The organism is Longispora albida DSM 44784 (assembly GCF_000379825.1).
GTDB classification, from domain to species: domain Bacteria; phylum Actinomycetota; class Actinomycetes; order Mycobacteriales; family Micromonosporaceae; genus Longispora; species Longispora albida.
The window spans coordinates 66159-88914 of record NZ_KB903836.1 but is presented as its reverse complement, the minus strand read 5'-3'; the positions used below and the strand labels follow the sequence as shown (position 1 = coordinate 88914).

Sequence of the window (22756 nt, the reverse complement as noted above, 5' to 3'; positions counted from 1 at the left end):
GAGGACGCGTGTCCCGGACACGGTGCATGGGCACGCTGCATTCCGGCTGCATTCCCGCTTTCAGGTCAGCGGTTCCCGAGCCTTTCCCGCATCCGGGCGGCGGATTCCCCGGAACCGAGCCCGGAGTAGAGGTCCATCGCCTTGTGCCAGTGGGCGGCGGCAGCCTCGGCGTCACCGAGGACCGACCAGGCGTCGCCGGAGCCTTCGTGGGCACGGGCGTGCTCGTCGAGCGGGCCTTCCATCGCCAGTACTTCCTCGTACCTGCCCAGGGCCGAGCGCGGCTCGTCCGTGCGCAGCAGCCCGCCGAGTGCGTTGAGGACGGCGATCTCCAGGAACGGGTCGCCGATCTCCCGGGCGACCGTCAGCGCTTCGTTCTGGGTGTCCAGTGCTTCGCTGCGGTGGCCTGCGGCTTCGAGGGTCAGGCCGAGGTTGCACAGCGCGTACCCCTCGTTGTTGCGCTCGCCGATCTCGCGGGCGATCGCGACCGCCTGCCGGAGCGGCCCGATCGCCTGCTCGTGCCGGCCGGACTGCACGTATGCCCCGCCCACATTGCCGAGGTGACGGCCTTCACCGGCCCGGTCGCCAGCCTGCCGTGCCACCTCGATGGCCAGCCGGGCCTGGGTGATCGAGTCGTCGTACCGCCCGAGCCGGAAGTACACGACGCCCATGTTGCCCAGTGCGAGGGACTCGCCCATGCGGTCACCGACCTCGCGGCTGGCTTCTGCCGCCCGGCGGTCGAAGTCCAGGGCTTCCGTGTACAGGCCCAGCGCCTGGTACGCGCTGCCGAGACCGCTGAGGGTACGGCCCTCACCGAGGCGGTCGCCGGTGCGCTGGTCGAGTTCCAGGGCCTGGTGGTGGTGCCGGATGGCTTCCTCGGTCCGGCCCCGGCGGCGGTACACGATGCCGAGGTTGCGCAGCGCCGTCGTCTCGGCCCGCAGGTCGCCGGTGTCGCGGCTCGCCCGCACCGCACGCTGGTGCAGGACTTCGGCCTCGTCGTATCCGGCACGCTCCGTCAGGTACCGGGCCAGCAGCGCCGCGAGCACGCAGACGAAGCCCGGCGGCGCGGCCGGGTCGGCTGCAGCGGCCAGCAGCCCCGCACGTTCGCCGTCGAGCCACGCGCGGGCGTCGTGGGCCGTGGCGAACGCGGTCACGGGCTGGGTGCCTGGCATGCCGGGGCTCGGCATGTTCTCGTGGTCGTGCGGGTGGAGTACCGCGACGGCGGCGTCCACCGTGCACACGTAGTACGTGCAGAGCCGGTCGAGGGCCTGGCGGCGGCGGGACTCCGGCTGGTCCAGGAGTGCCCGCTCCCTGGCGTAGGCGGCGACGAGGTCGTGGAATCCGTACCGCCCCGAGCCGGACGGCAGCAGCAGGTGGGCCGCCGTCAGCGCGGTGAGCTGCTCGGCTGTCTCCTGTGGCGTACCGCCGGACAGAGCCGCTGCGGCTTCGACGCTGAAGTCGGGACCCGGGTGCAGGGCCAGCAGCCGCAGCATCCAGGCGTGGCCGGGTGGAAGGCTCCGGTCGGACAGGGCGAGAGCGGCACGGACACCGCCTTCCAGTGCCAGCGCGCTCAGCGCCGCCGGGTAGTCGGCCAGTTCCCAGTCCGGGTGGTCCCGGAGGTGACAGCCGATGATGGACAGCCCGAGGGGCAGGTGGCCGAGGAGCGCGGCGATCTGCGCGGCGGCCGCGGTGTCGGCGTCGATCCGGTCGCGGCCCGCCGTGCCGCGCAGCAGGTCCAGGGACTCCTGCGGGGTGAACGTGCCCAGCGCCAGGTGTTCCGTCCCGCCGAGGCCGGTCAGGCGGCGCCGGCTGGTGATCAGGACCCGGCAGCCCGGGGAGTCCGGCAGCAGCGGCCTGACCTGGTCCGCGCTGGCGGCGTTGTCGAGGACGACCAGCGCGGGAGTGCAGGCGACCAGGCTGCGGTACGCGGCTGCGCGGCCGTCGAGCGTTGGCGGGATGCGTTCCCCGGCCACGCCGAGCAGGCGCAGGAAGGATTCCAGTACCGCCGAGGGGTCGGCCGGCGGGCTGTGCTGGTCGAATCCGCGCAGGTTCACGAAGAGCACCCGGTCCCGGCCGGCCAGCTGGTGCCCGATGTGGACGGCCAGTGCGGTCTTCCCGATCCCGGCCATGCCCTCCAGCGCGGAGATCATCACCACGTGGCCGGGTGCCGAGGCCAGGACGCGCTCCACGAGCCCGGTACGCCCGGCGAAGGCCGGCAGGTCCGCCGGGAGCTGGGCGTGGGCGGTGACGCTGGCTGCGGCGTCCGCCTCGCCCAGCACGACCCGCAGGGCCTGCCGCCACCGCTGGACGGCGGCCGGCTCCGGAGCCAGCGCGGTGACCACGGCGATGAGCAGTTCCGCGTTGAGCCGGTGGCGGCCGAGCTGGAAGCACCCCCAGATCGTGCTGCGAGCCGGCCACTCACCCCGGGGCTGCCCGGCCGCCTCAGCCGCACGGTGCACCCGCTGCGTGATCTCCGTCAGTGAGGGGTTGCCGGCCCACACCCGCAGCTGGCGCAGTGCCGTGACGAAACCGTCGAGTGTGCGCGCCGGGCCGGGATCTGGTGCTTCTCCGGACATCACTGCCGCCTCCCTGATGGATCGCCACGATTCTATGCAAGCGCCACGCGGCGGTTCAGGGCCGTTGAGTGTCGTTCAGGATCGTTCAGCTTCGGCAGGGCGGTGTCCACTGTGCCCGAGGCTGGACGTGCGGGCAGGCGCCGGCCCTGACTCCCGGGGGGACAGGGCTGGCCTGTCCACCAGCACATCCGGTTCACCAGGACATCCGACCGAAGGAAACAGCATGCGTAAGAAGATCGCTCTCGCCGCTGTCGCCATGACCGCGGCTCTGGCTCCGCTCGCCGTCGCCACGCCGGCCCAGGCCGATACGAACGGCCCGTCCGGCTGCAACAAACGAGTGTGTATCTACACCGCCTACACCGGCTCAGGCTGGCAGGTGTGGGGCGAGTTCAACGTCAACATCAACGAGGGGCACATCGACTTCTGGGGCCCGAACGGGTTCCGGCAGTCCTCGCCGAACGGGTACTGGCCGGCCGGCCACGACACCGCCCGCTTCTCCGGCTCCGGCAGCGGCCAGCTCTGCGCCCAGGGCTGGTCCCGGGTCGGTGGTGTCTGGTACTCGTACGGACTCCCCTGCGTGAACATGTAGCAGTCAGACAGGCCGCGGCCATCCTTGTGACCATCGTCGAAAGGATGGCCGCGTGCTGGCCTCCGGGGCAACCATCTGGCTGGGCATCGTCGTGGTGCCCAGCCGCACCCCGAGGAGAAGTACCGATGCGCGTATCTTTCGCCCGCCGCACCATGCTGTCGTTCGCCGCGATCACGGCCCTGGTGGTCCCCGCCGTCGTGGTCGGTACGGCGAGCCCGTCCCTGGCCTGGCGGGCCAACTCGATCTGCATCGCGCAGGACCGCGACGGGGGCCGCAACAGCTTCTGCTTCACCGCCGGTACCTACGTGCCCGAGCTGAACAGCAAGTACTGCGGCTCATGCTGGGGCAACAACTGGAACGACGAGATGTCGTCCTGGTACAGCACCACGAGCATGCGGTACTGCTGGTACTTCGACGCCAACTACGGCGGCGAGTCACACGTCATGGACTTCAGCCACCAGCGCTGGATCAACCAGCCCGGCCGCGAGGACAACAAAGCCTCGTCGCTGCGCCCCTGCTGACTACCCGCCGCGCCGGGCCGACGCGGACAACCGGGCCATGATGGATGAGCTGAATGTCTCGCCAGCGGAGATGCTTCCCGGCGCCACAGCCCTGCCGTCGTCGATCAGGGGTGAAGTCACCGTGATCTGGATCTGCCCGGCGAAGGCGCCGTGGAGGGTTGCCCGGCCCACATCGTCGGTCTTCGCGGTCGCCACCGGCGATGTACTGCCTTGGACGCTCACAGTCACATCGGCACCGGGAAGCGGCAGCGCGGCACAAGTGCCTCTTGTTTCGTCCGTGCACACCGCCACGCGGACGTCGACGTTGACAGTGGACGTGCCTGCCGCCTTCCCGCACGCGCTCGTGCCTGCCAGGACCAGCAGTACCGCCAGCCCCTGAGCGAGTTTCGCCATGCCGGTTCGGCTATCTGCCAGAGCCAGCCGTGCAGGCCAGGCCGGTACCGGACACGCACGCCTGTGCCACCACGCGGGGCCGCACGCCGGCTGGCTGCGGGCTAGCATCGCTGCGATCAGCAACTTCCCGTGAAGGGTGCGTCATGGCTGTCACATTCATGCTGGCAATCAACTTCGGCGACAACGAACGTGACGCCGATCAGGCAGTCAAGGTCGCATCATCCATCTGGCCCGCACCCACAGCCGGACAGCATCAGCTCGCTCCGTCCTACGTGAGCAAGCTGAGAATCGAAAAGGCTGGTGAACCTCCCTACTGGGAGGTGTCGGTCTGTCCTCGGCAGATCAGCTACGGTCCCGTTTTCGACCAGGGCAGAAAGCGCATCCCGCTGACCGCGGCAGAACTCAGCGCACTCGGATGGCACCTCTACGATGTCCTCCTCAGTTGCACCGGCTACCGTGCGGCGATCGTCGGATGGAACCCGGAGTCATACATCAGCCTTGCCGAACTCAACAGTGACTATTCCGAGGACCTGGCTGACGGAACAATTCCGGGCCTGGTCATCTCCAGTGAACTCAAGGAGCAGCTTCCGCCGAGCCCCGCCTTGGTGCCCTTCGGCCCGGGCTTCGCCTGGATCCCCTACGAAGGGGAAACCCGCCCGACCTGACCGTCCTGTCCGGGGGACCTCGCGGGAGGTCCCCCGGGCCGGATCAGCTGGCCGGGGACGGTTCGCGGCCGCGGAGGGCGAGGAGTGCGATGGCGGCCGGTACGAGGCCGATGCCCTGGATCAGGCAGAGGGTCCGCGGTTCGAGGACGTCGCCGAGGAAGCCGAAGCTGATCGAGGCGATCGGGAACGTGACCGTCATCAGGGCCTGCATCGCCGCGAAGAACACCGGCTTGTCGGTGGCCGGGACGGTGTGCTGGAAGAGGGTCACGAACTTCACGCCGAGCACGCCGGCGCACCAGCCGACCAGCAGCAGCGCCACGGGGATCACGGCCCGGCTGGTCACCAGGCCCGGGACGGTGAGGCCTGCCGCGATCCCGGTCAGGCACAGCGCGCCGAGCGTGGCGGGCTTGCCCGGGATGCGCGGCCCGGAGAAGGACCCGATGATCATGCCGATCCCGATGGCGGACTGGAACAGGACCAGCGTCACGGGGCTGTCGCCGAACAGGCTCTTCACGTACAGCGGGTAGATGACCGCGCCAGCCGTGGCGAACAGGTTCGCCGCGGCGAAGCAGACCAGGACGGCGCGGATGAAGGGCAGGTCCGCGAGTACCGCCCGGAGCGTGCGGCGAGCGGGGGCGGGAGCCGTGAGCGTCGCGGTCCCGCCGCTACCCGCCGGTGCGGGCTGAGCCGGAGCGGCAGCCGGTGCCGGAGCCGGGACGGGGCGGAAGCTCGCCAGGTGCAGCAGCAGCGCGGACAGCAGGTAACTTCCCGCGCACACGCCGACCAGGGCTCCGGGTCCGCCGAGGTGGATGAGGAACGGCCCGGCCACCGCGCCGGTCAGCCCCGCGATCGACTGGGTGGACATCTCGAACGACGTGGCGTGCTGGATGTCCTCGCGGTCGACGATCTCGGGTACCGACTTGGTCAGGCACGGATCGAAGAAGCACTGGGCGGCGGCCAGCAGCAGGACCGCAGGGTACGGCGCCAGCAGCGGGAGGTCACCGGCCACCGACCAGGCCAGGAGTACCAGGGCCACTGTGGCGGCGGCCAGTTCGGCTGTCCGCATCACGGTACGGCTGGCATAACGGGACAGTGTCCGTGCCACGACCGGGATGAGCAGGACGGCCGGCAGGGTCGCCAGCATCATGAACGGGCCGGTGGCCTTGCCACGGTTGGCCTCGGCGACGGAGCTGACGACCCACCAGACGGTACCGACCTGGAACATCCGGGTGGCGACCTGGCTGAAGATCTGTGCCGCCCACACCTGGGCGAACGCCCTGTTGCGCAGGATCAGTGGCTGGCTCATGAACGCTCCTCGGGAAGGAAACCGGTGGCTGCGAAGAACTCGACGTAGCGCCGCAGCGTGCCGGGGCCGATGGCCGGGCAGGCGATGCCGGAGCTGGCGAGTCCGCGCAGGGTGCTGGCATGGTCGAAACGGGGTGCCTGGCTGGGTTTGCCGTCACCAGGGGCGGGGGCGCCGCCGTGCAGGAGCGCCACCCCTGGCAGGGAGCTGCCCGCTCCGGCGGTGCGCGCCGCCGCCGTCAGTTCGGCGGCCCATTCGGCTGCGGGCAGGCTGCGCACCGGGTACCCGGCGGCGCGGACCGCGTCGAGCACGTCCTCCGGCCGGGTCAGTTCCGGGTTGATCAGGTTGTACGCCCCGCCGGAGGCCGAACGGGACAGCTGCACGAGCGCTGCGGCCACGTAGTCGACGGGTACCAGGTCGACGGGGGTGAGCTGGCCGCCGTCGGGGGCCGCGCCGAGTTCGACGCAGGCGCGGATCATGTTCCAGAACGCGTCGCCCTCGCCGGTCGCTCCGGTGGTGACCGCACCGCTGATCCGGCCCGGCCGGTAGATCGCCACGGGCAGGCCGCGCCGCCCAGCCTCGCGGACCAGTTCCTCGGCCACCCACTTGGTCTGGATGTACCCGTTGGCCGGTACCTGGCCCGCCTCCACCCGCCGGTCCTCGGTGAGCAGCGGCGGGTTCTCGCCGGCGGCGATCAGCACGCTGCCGGTGGACACGTAGTGCACGGGCACCGCCCGCCCGGCGGCCAGCCGGAGAATGTCCACTGTGGCGTGCACGTTGGCCGCGCGCATCCGCTCGTACGGGTCGGCGAGGTGCACGCGCGCCCCGTTGTGGTAGATCACGTCCACGTTCGCGGCCAGCTCGGCGAACCGCGCGCCGGTCAGGCCCAGCTGGGGCTGCTCCAGGTCGCCAGGGATCGCGGTGACGCGCTCGCGGACCCGTTCGTCCCACAGCTGGTACCGGCGCAGGCTCCGCTCGATCCTCGCCATCGCGCCGACCTGGTCCTCCGCCCGGACGGGGCAGGTGATCCGCGCCGCCGGGTACGCCTTCAGCAGCTCGGTGAGCAGGAAGGAACCCAGGAAGCCCGTCGCGCCGGTGAGCAGGATGTGCTCCGGCTCGGCGCGCACGGCCCCGGTACCAATGACGATCGACGGGTCTAGCTGGGCGTCGGCTGTCAGGTCGGCGCCGCGCCGGGCGGTACCGGACAGCGCTTCGGCCAGCCCGGCCACGGTCCGGCCGAGGAAGATGTCGCGGACCGACACCTCCACATCGAGCGTCGCCCTGATCCGGGCCGCGAGCCGGGTGGCCAGCAGCGAGTGGCCGCCGAGGGTGAAGAAGTCGTCGTCGATGCTCACCGCCGGCGCGCCCAGTTCCTCGGCGAACAGTCCGCAGAGGACTTCCTCGCGGGCGTCGCGCGGGGCCCTGCCCTGCTCGGCGGCGAGGGCCGGGGCTGGCAGCGCCGCCTTGTCGACCTTGCCGTTGCTGGTCAGCGGGAGCACGTCGAGGACCACCACCGCAGGCACCATGTAGCCGGGCAGTTCCCGGGCCGCGTGTTCCCGCACCCCGGATGGCTCCAGGGCATGCCCGGTCACGTACGCCACCAGGCGCTTGTCCCCCGGCCGGTCCTCGCGGGCGATCACCACGGCCTGGCGGACGCCAGGGCACGTGGCCACGGCCCGGGTCACCTCGCCCAGCTCGATCCGGAACCCGCGTACCTTCACCTGGTCGTCGGTCCGGCCGATGAAGACCAGCTGGCCGTCGGCGCCCCAGCGGACCAGGTCACCGGTGCGGTACATCCGCCCACCCGGCCGGCCCCACGGGCAGGCCACGAACCGGTCGGATGTCAGGTCCGGGCGGCGCAGGTAGCCACGGGCGAGGCCGGAGCCCGCCACGTACAGCTCGCCTGCCGCACCGGGTGGCACGGGGCTCAGCCGGGCGTCGAGCACGTACACCCTGGTGTTGGCGATCGGGGCGCCGATCGGAGCCGGTCCGGCCCCTGCTGCCAGCGGCTCGCTGATCGTGGCGCAGACCGTGGTCTCCGTCGGCCCGTAGGCGTTGACCATCGTCCGGCCAGCCGACCAGCGGTCCACCACGTCGGAGGAAGGTGCCTCGCCGGCGACCGCGAGGACGCGTACACCGGAAAGGGTTTCTTCCGCGAGGACGGCCAGCGCGGCTGGCGGCAGCGTCGCCTGCGTCACGCCGGTCTCCGCGATCGTGGCAGCCAGCTGCGGGCCGACCGTGAGGCGCTCAGCCGACGGCACGACCAGGGCCGCGCCGGACAGCAGCGCCGGGCAGATGTCGGCGATGGCCGCGTCGAAGCTCGGCGAGGCGAACTGGAGCACCCGGCTGTGGCGGCTGATCCCGTACCGGCCGGCCTTCGCCAGCACCAGGCTCGCGATGCCGGCGTGGCTGACGGCGACACCCTTGGGACGGCCGGTGGAGCCGGACGTGTAGATGACGTACGCCGTGTTCGCCAGGGCCAGCGGGCGCACCCGGTCCACATCGGACACCGGGCTGGCCGGCAGCCCCGCGAGCGCGGTGACGACCTCCTCCGAGTCCAGCAGCGCCAGCGGGACGCCGAGTTCGGGCAGCTCACCGGCCGTGTCGGCGACGGTCAGCAGCAGGACCGGGCGGGCGTCGCCCGCCATGTACCTGATCCGGTCGGCCGGGTAGGACGGGTCGATCGGCAGGAAAGCCGCGCCGGCCTTGGTGACCGCGAGCATGGCGATCACCCAGTGCACGGAACGCGGGAAGGACAGCGCGACGATGTCCTCCGGCCCGGCTCCCTGGCTGATCAGCCAGCGGGCGAGGACGTTGGCGCGCGCGTTGAGCTCGGCGTAGCTGAGCGTCACGTCGTCGCCGATGACCGCCGTCGCGTCCGGTGTCCGGGCCACCTGCGCCGCGAACAGCGCCGCGAGCGTGCCGGTCTGCACCGGGGTACTGGTGTCGTTCCAGGTCACCAGCACGTTCTCCCGCTCGGCGGGCGTGAGCACGTCCACCTGGCCGACCGGGCGCGCCGGAGCCGCGGTGACGGCTTCGAGGACCCGGACCAGCCGCTCGGCCAGCACCTCGGCGGTGGCGCGGTCGAACAGGTCCGTGGCGTACTCCAGCACGCCGGCCAGGCCCGCCGGTTCGCCCTGGCGGCCGGGCTGCTCGGAGAAGACGGCAGTCAGGTCGAACTTGGCGACGGGCAGGCCCGCCGGTTCGGCCGACACGTGCAGGCCGCCGAAGCGGTGCTGGCCGCGCGCGTTGTTCTGGAGCACGCACATCACCTGGAACAGCGGCTGCCGTGCCAGGGAGCGGTCCGGGGCCAGTTCCTCCACGAGGTGGTCGAAGGGCACGTCCTGGTGCGCGTAACCGTCCAGTGCGGACTCGCGCACCCGCGCCAGCAGCTCGGTGAACGCCGGGTCACCAGACAGGTCGGCGCGCAGCACCAGCGTGTTGACGAAGAAACCCACCAGATCATCAAGAGCTTCGTCTGTACGGCCAGCCACCGGCGTCCCGATCGGCAGGTCCTCGCCGGCTCCCAGCCGGTGCAGCAGTACCGCGAGCGCGGCCTGGAGCACCATGTGCAGCGTCGCGTCCTGTTCCCTGGCCAGGCCGACCAGCGCGGCGTGCAGCTTCGGGCCGACCGTGAACGGCACGTGCCCGCCCCGGTACGAGGGCACGGCCGGGCGGGGCCGGTCGAAGGGCAGTTCCAGCTCGGCGGGCGCGCCGGCGAGCGCCTGACGCCAGTAGCCGAGCTGCGTGTCGCGGACACCGTCGAGCAGGTCGCGCTGCCAGAGCGTGTAGTCGGCGTACTGCACGGGCAGCGGGGCCCAGTCCGGCGCGCGGCCGCCGGTACGGGCGGTGTACGCCTGGGCCAGGTCACGCAGCAGCGGGGTCATCGACCAGCCGTCGCCAGCGATGTGGTGCATCACGATGGCGAGCACGTGTTCGCGCTCCCCCAGCTCGAACAGCCACGCGCGGGCTGGCGCCTCGGCGGCGAGGTCGAAGCGGTACCCGGACGCGCCGGCCAGGGCGTGCCCCAGCCCGGAAGCCTCGACGCGTACCGTCTCCAGTGGCAGGCGGGCCGGTTCGAGTACCCGCTGGACCGGGGTGCCACCGTCGTCGGCGAACACGGTACGGAGGGTTTCGTGCCGGCGGGCGAGGTCGTCCAGGGCCGCCCGGAGCGCCGCCTGGTCGAGGGCGCCGGTCAGCCGGAGCAGTACCGGCATGTTGTACGTGGCACTCGGCCCCTCCAGCTGATGCAGGAACCACAGCCGGCGCTGGGCCGCAGACAGCGGAACCTGAGCCGGGCGGGGCATCGCGTGCAGCGCGGGCCGGGTACCACTGGCGGCGTTCGCCACGAGCGCGGCGAGCCGGGCCGGCGTGGACGCGGTGAACACGTCCCGTACGGCGATCTCCGCCCCGAGGGCCGCACGGACCCGCGACACCAGCCTGGTCGCGAGCAGCGAGTGCCCGCCCAGCGCGAAGAAGTCGTCGTCGATCCCGGCCACGGGAGTGCCGAGCAGCCCGGCGAAGAGCCCGCACAGGATCTCCTCGCGCTCGTTACGGGGCGCACGGACCGGACCGGCCAGCACCGCGAGATCCGGTGCCGGCAGCGCCCGGCGGTCCACCTTGCCGTTCGTGGTCAGCGGCAGGCCATCCAGCGGCACGATCACCGCCGGCACCATGAACTCCGGCAGCCGGCGCGCGGCGTGCTCACGGACCTCGGTGGCGCTCACCGGGCGGCCGGCCCGGCCCGGGGTGACGTAGCCGACCAGGCGGTCCTCGCGGACCACCACGACGGTCTGGCCCACGTCGTCGTGCGCGGCGAGGACAGCCTCGATCTCGCCCAGCTCGATCCGGAACCCGCGCAGCTTCACCTGCCCGTCGGCCCGGCCGACGAAGACGATCTGCCCGGACGGGTTCCACCGGACGAGGTCGCCGGTGCGGTACATCCGCGAGCCGGCCCGGCCGGTGGGGTCGGCGACGAACCGCTCGGCAGTCAGGTCGGCCCGGCCGGTGTAGCCGCGCGCCAGGCCAGCGCCCGCCAGGTACAGCTCGCCGGTGACCCCGGCCGGCACCGGCTGGAGGTACTGGTCGAGGACGTAGGCGCGCATCCCGTCGAGCGGAGTGCCGATCGGGGCCTCGTCTCCGGGCAGCTCCGCCGGGTCGGCCAGCGGGTACGCCGTGGCGAAGGTGGTGGCCTCGGTGGGCCCGTACACGTGACTGAGGACGGTGCTGGGGCAGTTCTTCAGGAACCGGCGCATCGCGGCGGGGCTGCCAGCCTCGCCTCCGGTGAGGATCTCGCGCAGCCCGGCCAGGTGCTCCGGCCCTTCCTCGACCAGCAGGTTGAACAGGGCCGTGGTGAGGAAGGCCGAGGTCACCCGCCCTTCGGAGATCGTGCGGGCCAGCGCGGGCAGGTCGAGCTCACCCGGCGGGGCGATCACGACCGTCCCGCCACGCAGCAGCGGCACCCACAGCTCGTAGGTGGACGCGTCGAAGGCGTGCGGGGAGCGGCACAGCACCCGCTCGTGCGCACCGCCGTCCCAGTGGCCGTCGGCGGCGAGAGCCACGATGTCGCGATGCCGGATCGCCACGCCCTTGGGGCGGCCGGTGGAGCCGGAGGTGTACATGATGTAGCTGAGGTTGTCCGGGTGCAGCTCGACGGCCGGGTCGTGCTCCGGGCCGTCCCCGGTCACGGTGAGCACGGTCGCGGAGTGGTCGAACTCCACATCTGACAGTGCCGGGTCCACCAGGAGTACCCGGGCTCCGGCCTGTGAGGCGATCCAGCTCAGCCGCTCGGCGGGGTAGTCGGGCAGCAGCGGCACGTACGCGCCGCCGGCCTTGAGCACGGCGAGGAGCGCCACGACCAGGTCGACCGAGCGTTCCATCAGCACGGCCACCGGCACCTCGCGCCTGGTACCGGCGGCGATCAGCCGGTGCGCGAGCCGGTTGGCGCGGGCGTCGAGCTCGGCGTAGCTGACGGTGGTGCCGTCCATCCACAGTGCCGGGGCGTCCGGCGTACGCGCGGCCTGCGCGGCGAACAGCTCGGGCACGGTCCCCTGGACGGCCGGCCGCGTACGGTCCCCGGCGGCCAGCATCAGCTCGTTCTCGGCTGCCGACAGGGCACCGATCCGGGCCAGCGGCGCGTGCGGGTCGGCCGCCACGGCTTCCAGGATGCTGATCAGCCTGCTCGTGAGGGACTGCGCGGTGGAGCGGTCGAAGACGTCGGCTGCGTACTCGACGACACCGTTGAGCCCGCCCGGCTCGCCGCTGCCGCCCTGCTCCTCGAAGCTGGCCAGCAGGTCGAACTTCGCCACGTTCATGCTCACCGGCTCGGGCGTGACACCGAGCCCCGGGAACTCCAGGCCGGCGTGGGCGGTGTTCTGGAGGGCCAGGAGCACCTGGACGAGCGGCTGGCGGGACGCCGAACGGGCCGGGGCCAGCTCCTCCACCACCCGCTCGAAGGGGACGTCCTGGTGGGCGTAGGCGCTCAGTGCCGTCTCGCGTACCCGGGCCAGCAGCTCACCGAAGGCCGGATTGCCACTCAGGTCGGTCCGCAGCACCAGGGTGTTGACGAAGAAGCCTGCGAGGTCGTCGAGTGCCTCGTCGGTCCGCCCGGCGACCGGCACGCCGATCGGGATGTCGTCCCCGGCCCCGGCGCGGTGCAGGAGGACGCCGAAAGCCGCCTGGAGCACCATGTACAGCGTGGTGTCGGTCTCCCGCGCGACCTTGAGCAGCGCACGGTGCAGGCCGGCGCTGAGCTGGAACCGGATGTGCCCGCCCTGGTGGGACGCGACCGCCGGGTGCGGCCGGTCGAAGGGCAGCTCCAGCTCCTGCGGTGCCCCGGCCAGGGTTTCCTTCCAGTACCGGAGCTGCTGGCTGATCAGGCTCTCCGGGTCGGCGTGGGAGCCGAGCAGCTCGCGCTGCCACATCGTGTAGTCGGCGTACCGGACGGGCAGCTCCGTCCACTGTGGCGCCTCACCGGCCACCCGGCTCGCGTACGCCGCAGACAGGTCACGCAGCAGCGGAGCCATCGACCAGCCGTCGCCGGCGATGTGATGGATCACGAGTACGAGCACGTGCTCGCCCGGCGCGACCGACCACAGCGACGCGCGCAGCGGAAGCTGGCTGGCCAGGTCGAACTTCACGGCGGCGGCCCTGGCCAGTTCCCGTGCGAGTGCCGCGGGCTCGACGGCGCGCTCCGCCAGCTCGACGGCCGCGTCCGCCAGGATCACCTGGCGCGGCTCGCCCTCGTGCGCCGGGTACACCGTGCGCAGGCTCTCGTGCCTGGCCACGAGGTCGTTCAGCGCGGCCAGCAGCGCGGCGGCGTCGAGGTCACCGGTCAGGCGCAGCGCGTACGGCATGTTGTAGGTGGCGCTGGGCCCGTCGAGCTGGCTGAGGAACCACAGCCGCTGCTGAGCGGCCGACAACGGCAGCGGGTCGGGCAGCTCCATCGGGCGCAGCCTCGGCCGTACCGTGCCAGCCGCCGCCTCAGCGACCGCAGCCAGCCGGGCCGGGGTCGGCGCGGCGAAGACCTCGCGGACGGGCAGCTCGACGCCGAGCGCAGACCGGGCCCGGGACGCGAGCCGGGTGGCGAGCAGCGAGTGGCCGCCGAGCGCGAAGAAGTCATCGTCCGCTCCGACCGATTCCACGCCCAGCACCTCGGCGAACAGTCCGCAGAGGATCTCCTCGGCCGGGGTACGCGGCTCGCGGCCGGCCCCACTGCTCGTGAAGTCCGGCGCGGGCAGGGCCGCGCGGTCGAGCTTGCCGTTGCCGGTCAGCGGGAAGGACGGCAGCACCACGACGGCTGAGGGCACCATGTAGTCGGGCAGGACCCGGGAGGCTTCCTCGCGTACCCGGTCCGGGTGCGCGTCGCCGGTCACGTAGCCGATCAGCCGGTCGTCACGGACGAGTACCGCCGCGCCGGTGACGCCGGGCTGCTGGGCGAGTATCTGCTCGATCTCGCCGAGTTCGACGCGGAAGCCGCGCAGCTGCACCTGGTCGTCGCTGCGGCCCAGGTACTCCAGGAGCCCGCTGGGCAGCCAGCGGCCGACGTCGCCGGTGCGGTAGAGCCGGGAGCCGTCCGCGAACGGGTTGGCGACGAACCGCCCCGCCGTCAGGTCCGGCCGGTTGAGGTAGCCGTGCGCCAGGCCAGCGCCCGCGACGTAGAGCTCACCGGCCACGCCGGCCGGTACCGGCCGCAGGCGCTCGTCGAGCACGTACATGGCGAGGTCGGGGATCGGCCCGCCGACCACGGAGCCGGGCAGGGCCGCTGCCGACTCCGCGTCGAGAGCCAGGTACGAGACGTGCACGGTGGTCTCGGTGATGCCGTACATGTTGACCAGCACCGTGGCGGCCGGATCGTGCCTGCTGTACCAGTCGGCGAGCCGGCCCAGGTCCAGGGCCTCCCCGCCGAAGATGACGGTACGCAGCGACAGCTGGGCTCCGAGGGCCTGGTTGTCCCGGTCGGCGGCCATCAGCTGGTAGAAGGCCGAGGGGGTCTGGTTGAGCACGGTGACCTGCTCGGTGACCAGCAGGCGGAGGAAGTCCTCCGGTGAGCGGCTGTCGGCGTAGGACACCACGACGAGCCGGCCGCCGTAGAGCAGCGCGCCCCACAGTTCCCAGACGGAGAAGTCGAAGGCGTAGGAGTGGAAGAGTGTCCACACGTCCTGCGGGCCGAACCCGAACCAGTCCTCCGTCTGCGACATCAGCCGGGCGACGTTGGCGTGCGGGATGAGCACGCCCTTGGGACGGCCGGTCGAGCCGGAGGTGTAGATGACGTATGCCGGATGGTCCGGCGAGAGGTCCACGGCCGGGTTCGTGGCCGGCTCCCCCGCCGTGGCCGCCAGGGTCTCCGGGGTCACGGTGAGGACCGGCTGGGCGTCGGCGAGCATGTAGTCGATCCGGTCGGCCGGGTATGACGGGTCGATCGGCAGGTACGCCGCCCCGGCCTTGAGCACGCCGAGCAGCGCGACGACAGCCTCGTGGCAGCGCGGGAAGCGGATGCCGACCAGTTCGCCCGGCCCCGCGCCCCGGGCGATCAGGTGATGGGCCAGCCGGTTGGCGGCGGCGTTCAGCTCGCCGTACGTCATGCCGGTGTCGCCGCAGGTCAGCGCGATGGCGTCCGGCCGGGCGGCGGCCTGGGTCTCGAACAGGGACACGATCGTGTCCGCTGTGGTCCCGGAGACCGCCGGAGGGGCGGTGAGAGCCCGGCGCTCGGCCTCGCCGAGCAGTTCGACGTCCCGGACGAGCATGCCGGGGTCGTTGGCGAGGGCGGCGAGCACGGTGCCAAGCCGCGCGGCGATGGCCTCCACGGTGGGTGCGTCGAACACGTCCGTGGCGTACTCGATGACGCACTCCACATCGGACGGCCGCTCGGTGAAGTTGATGAGCAGGTCGAACTTGGCGACGTTCAGCACCACCTGCTCCGCCTCGGCGCGCAGCCCCGGCAGGTCCAGCCCGGCCGTCGCGTTGTTCTGGAGCAGCACCATCACCTGGAACAGCGCCGACCTGGCGAGCGAGCGGGCCGGGGCCAGTTCCTCGACGAGCCGGTCGAAGGGGATGTCCTGGTGGGCGTACGCACCCAGCGCCGTCTCCCTGACCCGTGCCAGCAGCTCACGGAACGTCGGCTCGCCCGACACGTCCGCGCGCAGCACGAGCGTGTTGACGAAGAAGCCCACCAGGTCGTCGAGGGCCTCGTCGGTGCGGCCGGCCACGGCGGTGCCGAGCGGGATGTCCTCACCAGCGCCCATCCGGTGCAGGAGCGCCGCGACGGCGGTCTCCAGGACCATGAACAGGGTCGCGTCGGCCTCACGGGCCAGGCGTACCAGCCCCTGGTGTACCGGGGCGGGGATCGTGAACGTCACCCGGTCGCCGTGGTGGGACGGCACGGCCGGGTGCCTGCGGTCGAAGGGCAGCGCGATCTCGGCCGGGGCACCGGCGAGCGCGCCACGCCAGTAGCCGAGCTGCTCTTCGAGGACGCCGTGTTCCTCTCCGAGCAGTTCGCGCTGCCACAGGCTGTAGTCGGCGTACTGGACCGGCAGTTCCTCCCAGTCCGGGGCCTGCCCGCCGAGCCGGGCGGCGTAGGCCTCGGACAGGTCCCGCATCAGCGGCGCGATCGACCAGCCGTCACCGGCGATGTGGTGCACGACGAGCAGGAGCACGTGCACGCCCGGTTCGAGGGCGAAGAGCCGGGCCCGCAGCGGCAGGTCACCCGACAGGTCGAACGGTTCCCGGCCTGCCTGTGTGAGCGCGGCGGCCAGGCCGGTGGCCGCGATCGGCTCGGCGGTGAGGTCCAGGGCCGGGGCTTCGAGGATCTGCTGGACGGGTACGCCGTCGTGTTCCGGGAAAACGGTGCGCAGGCTCTCGTGCCGGCCGAGCACGTCGGCGAGCGCGGCCCGGAGCGCGGGCAGGTGCAGCTCACCGGTGAGGCGCAGCGCGAACGGCATGTTGTACGTGGCGCTCGATCCTTCGAGCTGGTTCAGGAACCACAGCCGCTGCTGGGCGTAGGACAGGACAGTCATGACGGGTTGCCTTTCCGTGCCATGCGGCGCAGGGTGGGCCGGGCTGGCTTGGCTGTGGTGAGCTTCCCGGCGATCAGGGCCGGGGTACGGGCCTCGAAAAGGTCCCGGATGGACAGTTCGGCTTTCAGCGCGGTACGGATCCGGCTCAGCAGCCGGGTGGCGAGCAGCGAGTGGCCGCCGAGGGCGAAGAAGTCGTCGTCGATACCAGTCGCTGGCAGGCCGAGCAGTTCGGCGAACAGCCGGCAGATCACTTCCTCGCGCTCGTCACGCGGGGCACGGCCCGGCTCGGTGGCCAGGGCCGGAGCCGGCAGTGCCCGCTTGTCGACCTTGCCGTTACCGGTCAGTGGCAGGGCGTCGAGCACGACGATGAGCGGGACCATGAACTCCGGCAGGTGCGCCGAGGCGTAGGCGCGCAGGCCGGCCGGGGTCTCGTCGCTGGCGACGTAGGCCACGAGCCGTTTGCCGCCTGGCTGGTCCTCGCGGGCGAGCACCACGGCCTGCCGTACGGCAGGGTGCGCGGACAGCGCGGCCTCGATCTCGCCCAGCTCGATCCGGTAACCCCGGATCTTCACCTGGCCGTCGGAGCGCCCGGCGAACACCAGCCGGCCGGCCGCGTCCCAGCGGACCAGGTCGCCTGTGCGGTACATGCGCTCGCCGGTGGCGCCGTAGGGGCAGGCCACGAAGCGCTCGGCTGTCAGGTCGAAGCGGCCGGCGTAGCCACGGGCCAGGCCGTCCCCGGCCAGGTACAGCTCGCCGACGACGCCGGGCGGCACGGGGCTGAGCCGGTCGTCGAGGACGTATGCCCGGGTGTTGTCGAGCGGGGAGCCGATCGGCAGGGTGGCGGTGACCTCACCGGCGTCGCTGACCGGGTACGAGGTGGCGAAGGTCGTCGTCTCTGTCGGCCCGTAACCGTCCACGACCACCGTGCCCGGGCAGGCTTCGAGGAGCCGGCGCACAGCGGCCGGCGGCACGACGTCCCCGCCCGTCCACACCTCACGGACCTGCGCGAACGACGCCGCGTGTTCCTCAGCCACCGCGCCGAACAGCCCGGCGGTCAGCCACACGCTGGTCACGCCGCTGGTGGCGATCAGCCCGGCGAGCGCGGCCACGTCTGTCTCCCCCGGCGGGGCGATGACGACCTCCCCGCCGCGCAGCAGCGGCACCCACAGCTCGTAGGTCGAGGCGTCGAAGGCGTGCGGCGAGTGCATCAGCACGCGGCGGTGCGCCTCACCGTCAAACCTCCGGTCCATCGCCAGCGCCACGACGCTGCGGTGGGAAACCGAAACCCCTTTAGGTGTACCTGTGGAGCCCGAGGTGTACATGACGTAGCACAGGCTGGCGGGATCCACGGGCACCGTGGCACTCGTACCCGTGCCGCCGTCCACGGTCACGACGGCCGCGGAATGCTCGAAGGTGGTGGCGGACAGCGCCGGTTCGGTGAGCAGCACGGTGGCCCCGGCCTGCTGCACGATCCAGCTGAGCCGCTCGGCCGGGTACTCCGGCAGCAGCGGCACGTAGGCCCCGCCGGCCTTGAGGACGCCGAGCAGCGCGGCGACCAGGTTCGAGGAACGGTGCATGAGCACGGCCACCGGGGTCTCCGGGCCGGCTCCGGCCTCGGTGAGCTGCTGGGCGATCCGGGCGGCGCGGGCGTCGAGCTCGGCGTACGTCCACCGGGCCTGCCCGTCGGTCAGCGCCGTCGCGTCCGGGGTCCGGGCCACCTGCTCGGCGAACAGTTCCGCCACGGTACCGGCCGGCACGGCAGCCTCGGTGTCGTTCCAGCTCAGGAGTACCTTGTCCTGCTCGGCGGGGCTGAGCACCCCGATCTCGCCGGCCCGGACCGCCGGGTCGGCGGCGACGGCGGCCAGGACGCGCATCATCCGGTCCACAAGGGACTGAGCTGTCTCCGGGGTGAACACGTCCGAGGCGTACTCGAGGTAGGCGTCCATGCCGGCGGGCTGCCCGGCCCCGGTGGCGTTCCCGGCGAAGTCGAAGGTGAGGTCGAACTTCGCGATACCCAGCTCGACCGGCTCCGGTTCGGCCAGCACGCCCGGCAGGCTGAGGGCCGATCGGCCGGTGTTGCGCAGGGTCAGCATCACCTGCACCAGCGGGTGCCGCGTGGACCGCTCGGGAGCCAGTTCCTCCACGAGGCGGTCGAAGGGCAGGTCCTGGTGTGCGAAGGCGTCGAGATCACGCTCGCGGAGCTGGCCGAGCAGCTCGCCGAAGCCCGGGTCGCCGGACAGGTCTGCCCGCAGTACCAGGGTGTTGATGAAGAACCCGACCAGGTCGTCGAGTGCCGCGTCGGACCGGCCGGCGACCGGCGTGCCGATCAGGATGTCCCGGCCGGCCCCCGAGCGGTGCAGCAGGACCGCGAAAGCCGCGTGCAGCACCATGAAGAGGGTCGCGTCGTTGTCCTGGGCCAGCCGTAGCAGGTCACGGTGCAGATCCGCCGGGACGGTGAAAGGTACCTTCGCGCCACGGTTCGTGGGCACAGCCGGGTACGGCCGGTCGAACGGCAGCTCCAGCACTCCCGGTGCGCCCGCGAGGGCCGTACGCCAGTGGCCCAGCTGCGTGTCCAGGAGTCTCCGGTCGGCGAGCAGGTCACGCTGCCAGAGCGCGTAGTCGGCGTACTGCACCGGCAGCGCCGTCCACTCCGGTGCGTCACCGCGAACCCGGGCCGCGTACGCGACGGACAGGTCCCGCATCAGCGGCCCGGTGGACCAGCCGTCGGCGGCGATGTGGTGCAGTACGAGGAGCAGGATGTGCTCATCCGGCCCGAGTTCGCCGAGGTGGGCGCGGACGGGCAGGTCCCGGGCCAGGTCGAAGGGCTGGTGCGCGGCCTCCGTGAGCCACAGCTGGCCCTCGTGCCGCTCGATCACCGGCCGTGCGCGGTCACCGGAGAGGATCACCTGGCGGGGTACGCCGTCGTGCTCGGCGAAGACCGTCCGCAGGCTCTCGTGCCGGGCCACGACGTCGCCCAGCGCGGATTCCAGCGCTGGTACGTCGAGCGGGCCGGTGAGGCGCAGCGCGTACGGCATGTTGTAGGTCGCGCCCGGGCCTTCGAGCTGGTGCACGAACCACAGCCGCTGCTGGGCCGCCGACAGTGGCAGCACCTCGGGACGCGCGACGGCCTGCACCGCCGGGCGCGGCCCGTACTGCGAAGCGGCCACGACGGTGGCCAGCCGGTCCGGGGTCGGGGCGGCGAAGACGTCGCGGATGGACAGCTCAGCACCGAGAGCGGCGCGGATCCGGCCGGTCAGCCGGGCCGCGAGCAGCGAATGGCCGCCGAGGGCGAAGAAGTCGTCATCCGGGCCGGTCGCTGGCAGGCCGAGCAGCTCGGCGAACAGGCCGCACAGGATCTCCTCGGTGGCGGTCCGTGGCGCGCGTGATTCATTGACCACTGTGGACAGATCTGGAGCGGGAAGGGCGCGCTTGTCCAGCTTGCCGTTCCGGGTGAGGGGCAGCTGGCCGAGTACGACGACGGCTGCGGGCACCATGTGCGCGGGCAGCCGGGCGGCCGCGTGTGCCCGCACGGCAGCCGGGTCGGCCTCGCCGGTGACGTAGGCGACGAGCCGCTGGTCGCCGGGCTGGTCCTCCCGCACGATCACGGCTGCCTGCCGGACCGCCGGGTGGCCGGCCAGCACGGCCTCGACCTCGCCGGGCTCGATCCGGAACCCCCGGAGCTTCACCTGCTCGTCGGCCCGCCCGGCGAAGACGAGCTGACCGTCGGCCGTCCAGCGGGCCAGGTCACCCGTGCGGTACATCCGGGTACCGGGTGCGCCGAACGGGCAGGCGACGAACCGCTCGGCGGTCAGGCCGGCCCGCCGGAGGTATCCGCGAGCCAGGCCAGCCCCGGTCACGTACAGCTCCCCCACCGCGCCCGGCGGGAGCTGCCGGAGCCTGGCGTCGAGGACGTACACGCCGGAGCCGGTGATCGGGGTACCGATCGGGACCGGGCCGGTGGCGGACAGCGGGCCGCTGAGCGTGGTGGTGACGGTGTTCTCCGTCGGACCGTACACATTGATCATGCGACGGCCGCCGTGCCACCTGGCCACGAGGTCCAGCGGCGCGGCCTCACCGGCCACCGCGAGCACCTCGACACCAGCGAGCGCGTCATCAGGCAGGACGGCGAGGGCTGCGGGCGGCAGCTTGAGGTGCGTCACGCCCATCTCGGTCACGGTGGCCGCGAGCGGCGCTCCGATGGCGATCCGCTCCGCCGACGGCATGACCAGAGTGGCACCGTTCAGCAGGGTGACCCACAGGTCGGACTGGGCCGCGTCGAAGCTCGGCGAGGCGAACTGGAGCATCCGGGCACCGGGCCCAGCCAGCAGCCGCTCACCCTGCCCTGCGGCGAGGCTCGCGATGCCGGTGTGGGTGACCGTCACGCCCTTCGGCAGCCCGGTGGACCCCGACGTGTAGATCACGTACGCGGCGTTGGCGGCCGTTGCCCGGCCTGCCAGCGGCGCGTCATCGAAACCGGCGGCGTCGTCGAGCAGCAGCACCGGCCCGGGCACAGCTCCGGCGACCTCGGGCACGGTGAGCACCAGCGCGGGCTGCGCGTCGCTGAGCATGTAGCGGATGCGCTCCGCCGGGTATGCCGGGTCGACCGGCAGGTACGCCGCGCCGGCCTTGGTCACGGCGAGCATCGCGATGGCCCAGTGCACCGACCGGGGGAAGGCCAGCGCCACCAGGTCCTCGGCACCCACCCCGTGCGAGACCAGCCACCGGGCGATCCGGTTGGTCTCCCGGTCGAGCTGCGCGTAGGTGAGCGTCCGGTCATCGCCGGCAAGAGCAAGAGCATCAGGTGTACGCGCGACCTGGGCGGCGAACAGCGCGGCCAGGGTCTCTGGCTGAGCGGCGGGCCCGCCGCTGGCACTGACGAGTTCCCCGGCTGCGGCCAGTTCCAGGTCAGCGACTGCCGTACCGGGAGCAGCGCCGGCGAACTGCCCGAGGAAGCTCAGGAACCGGTCCTGGTGGCTGGCGAGATCTGCGGCCGAGTACAGCTCAGGGTTGCCGTCGAAGTCCACCCGGTACGCGCCGCCGTCACGACGGTCGTAGACCAGCATCGCCAGGTCGTCGGGCTGCCCGCCGGACACGTTGGACGCGACGGCCCGGCTGCGGCCGAAGCTCAGCTGGTACTCGAAGCTCATGATGTTGGCACGGGGACCAGCCAGGCGGGCCCGGCCCAGGTCGCGGTGCATGTCTTCCAGCCGGTACTCCTGGTGCGCCAGCACGGTCCGCGCCTCGGCGGCGACCTGGCCAATCAGACCGGCGACGGTCGTGCCCGCGCCGATCGGGACGCGCAGCGGCAGCACGTTCGACACCATCGCCGGGGTGCTGCGGGCCTGCTGGTCGCGGCGCACGGCTGCTGGCAGCCCGGCCACGACCTCGGGTGCGCCGGTCATCCGGTGCAGGTAGGCGGCCCAGGCCGCGATGACGACCAGCGGCCAGCGGGTACCCGACGCGCCGGCCGCCTCGCCGAGATCCGCGACGACGTCCTTGCCGATCCAGCTCGTCCGGCGGATCACGCCGGTCGGCGGGACCGGCTGGCTGTGCGCCAGGCTCACCGGCTCGGGGCAGTCGCTCAGGTACCCGGCCCAGAAGTCACGGTCCAGCGCGCGCCGGCCCGACTCCGCGTACTCGCTCTCCCGGCCGATGAGGCCGGCCAGCTCACCGAACGGGCTGTCCGGTACGTCCTCGCCAGCCTCCAGCGCGGTGTACGTCTCGGCGACCCGCCGCGCGACCAGGCCCATGCCGAAGCCGTCGATGACCAGGTGGTGATAGCTGTGCCACCACACGTACCTGTCAGCGCCCAGGCGGAACAGCGCGAACCGGAACAGCGGCCCGCCCGCCAGGTCGAAGGGCCGGGCGAGGTCGCCGTCCATCCAGTCCCTCGCGGCGGCGGCGGGGTCCGCCTCCCCGCTGAGGTCGAGGACGGGAAGCTCCCAGCCCGGTACCCCGCCGGCGTGCTGGCGGACCTCGCCGTCCGGCGACTGGCCGAACCGGGCGGTCAGGCACGCGGCCTCGGCGGCCGTCCGGCGCAGAGCCACCTCGAACAGCTCCGGCCGCAGGGGGCCGGTGATGTCGAGGTACTCGCCGAGGTGCAGGGCACGGCTGCCCGGGGCGAGCTGCTGGGCGTACCAGACGCCGCGCTGGGCGGCGGTGAGCGGAAGTTCGGCGGGTACCCGTAGACCTGGCATC

Annotated in this window: 8 protein-coding genes; 3 read left to right on the top strand and 5 right to left on the bottom strand. The window is 72.4% G+C overall.

What is annotated here, in order from left to right:
- Nucleotides 1-65: 65 nt before the first annotated feature.
- A complete protein-coding gene (locus tag A3G1_RS36955; RefSeq protein WP_018352473.1) occupies nucleotides 66-2573 on the bottom strand; it encodes a tetratricopeptide repeat protein in 2508 nt (835 codons plus the stop codon).
- Between the two features lie 223 nt (nucleotides 2574-2796).
- Between A3G1_RS36955 and A3G1_RS0126230 the strand changes: the two genes are divergently transcribed.
- Both A3G1_RS0126230 and A3G1_RS0126225 read left to right on the top strand, forming a co-directional pair.
- Nucleotides 2797-3162: a hypothetical protein gene (locus A3G1_RS0126230; RefSeq protein ID WP_018352472.1), complete on the top strand. Its 366-nt coding sequence runs from the start codon at nucleotides 2797-2799 to the stop codon at nucleotides 3160-3162.
- 125 nt (nucleotides 3163-3287) lie between these two features.
- A complete protein-coding gene (locus tag A3G1_RS0126225) occupies nucleotides 3288-3683 on the top strand; it encodes a peptidase inhibitor family I36 protein (RefSeq protein ID WP_026212533.1) in 396 nt (131 codons plus the stop codon).
- Here A3G1_RS0126225 and A3G1_RS40870 read toward each other — a convergent pair whose 3' ends face one another.
- Nucleotides 3684-4076, bottom strand: coding sequence for a hypothetical protein (locus A3G1_RS40870; protein WP_157641416.1), 393 nt, complete (start codon nucleotides 4074-4076; stop codon nucleotides 3684-3686). It abuts the gene before it with no gap.
- 143 nt (nucleotides 4077-4219) lie between these two features.
- On the opposite strand from A3G1_RS40870, the gene A3G1_RS0126215 reads away from it, so the two are divergent.
- Entirely contained in the window at nucleotides 4220-4741 is a 522-nt protein-coding gene (locus A3G1_RS0126215; RefSeq protein WP_018352469.1) for a hypothetical protein, read from the top strand.
- A gap of 43 nt (nucleotides 4742-4784) precedes the next feature.
- On the opposite strand, the gene A3G1_RS0126210 is transcribed toward A3G1_RS0126215, so the two are convergent.
- The 3 genes from A3G1_RS0126210 to A3G1_RS39075 are packed head-to-tail and all read right to left on the bottom strand — an operon-like array spanning nucleotide 4785 to nucleotide 22755.
- Nucleotides 4785-6047 (bottom strand): MFS transporter, encoded by a 1263-nt coding sequence (locus A3G1_RS0126210; RefSeq protein WP_018352468.1) that lies wholly within the window; start codon nucleotides 6045-6047, stop codon nucleotides 4785-4787.
- Nucleotides 6044-16558, bottom strand: a complete 10515-nt coding sequence (locus tag A3G1_RS39080) for a non-ribosomal peptide synthetase (RefSeq protein WP_018352467.1) — start codon at nucleotides 16556-16558, stop codon at nucleotides 6044-6046. Before A3G1_RS39080 ends, A3G1_RS0126210 begins: the two co-directional genes overlap by 4 nt.
- On the bottom strand, nucleotides 16555-22755 hold the full coding sequence (locus A3G1_RS39075) for a non-ribosomal peptide synthetase (protein ID WP_018352466.1): 6201 nt from the start codon (nucleotides 22753-22755) through the stop codon (nucleotides 16555-16557). The genes A3G1_RS39080 and A3G1_RS39075 overlap by 4 nt, the downstream gene beginning before the upstream one ends.
- Nucleotide 22756 lies beyond the last annotated feature (1 nt).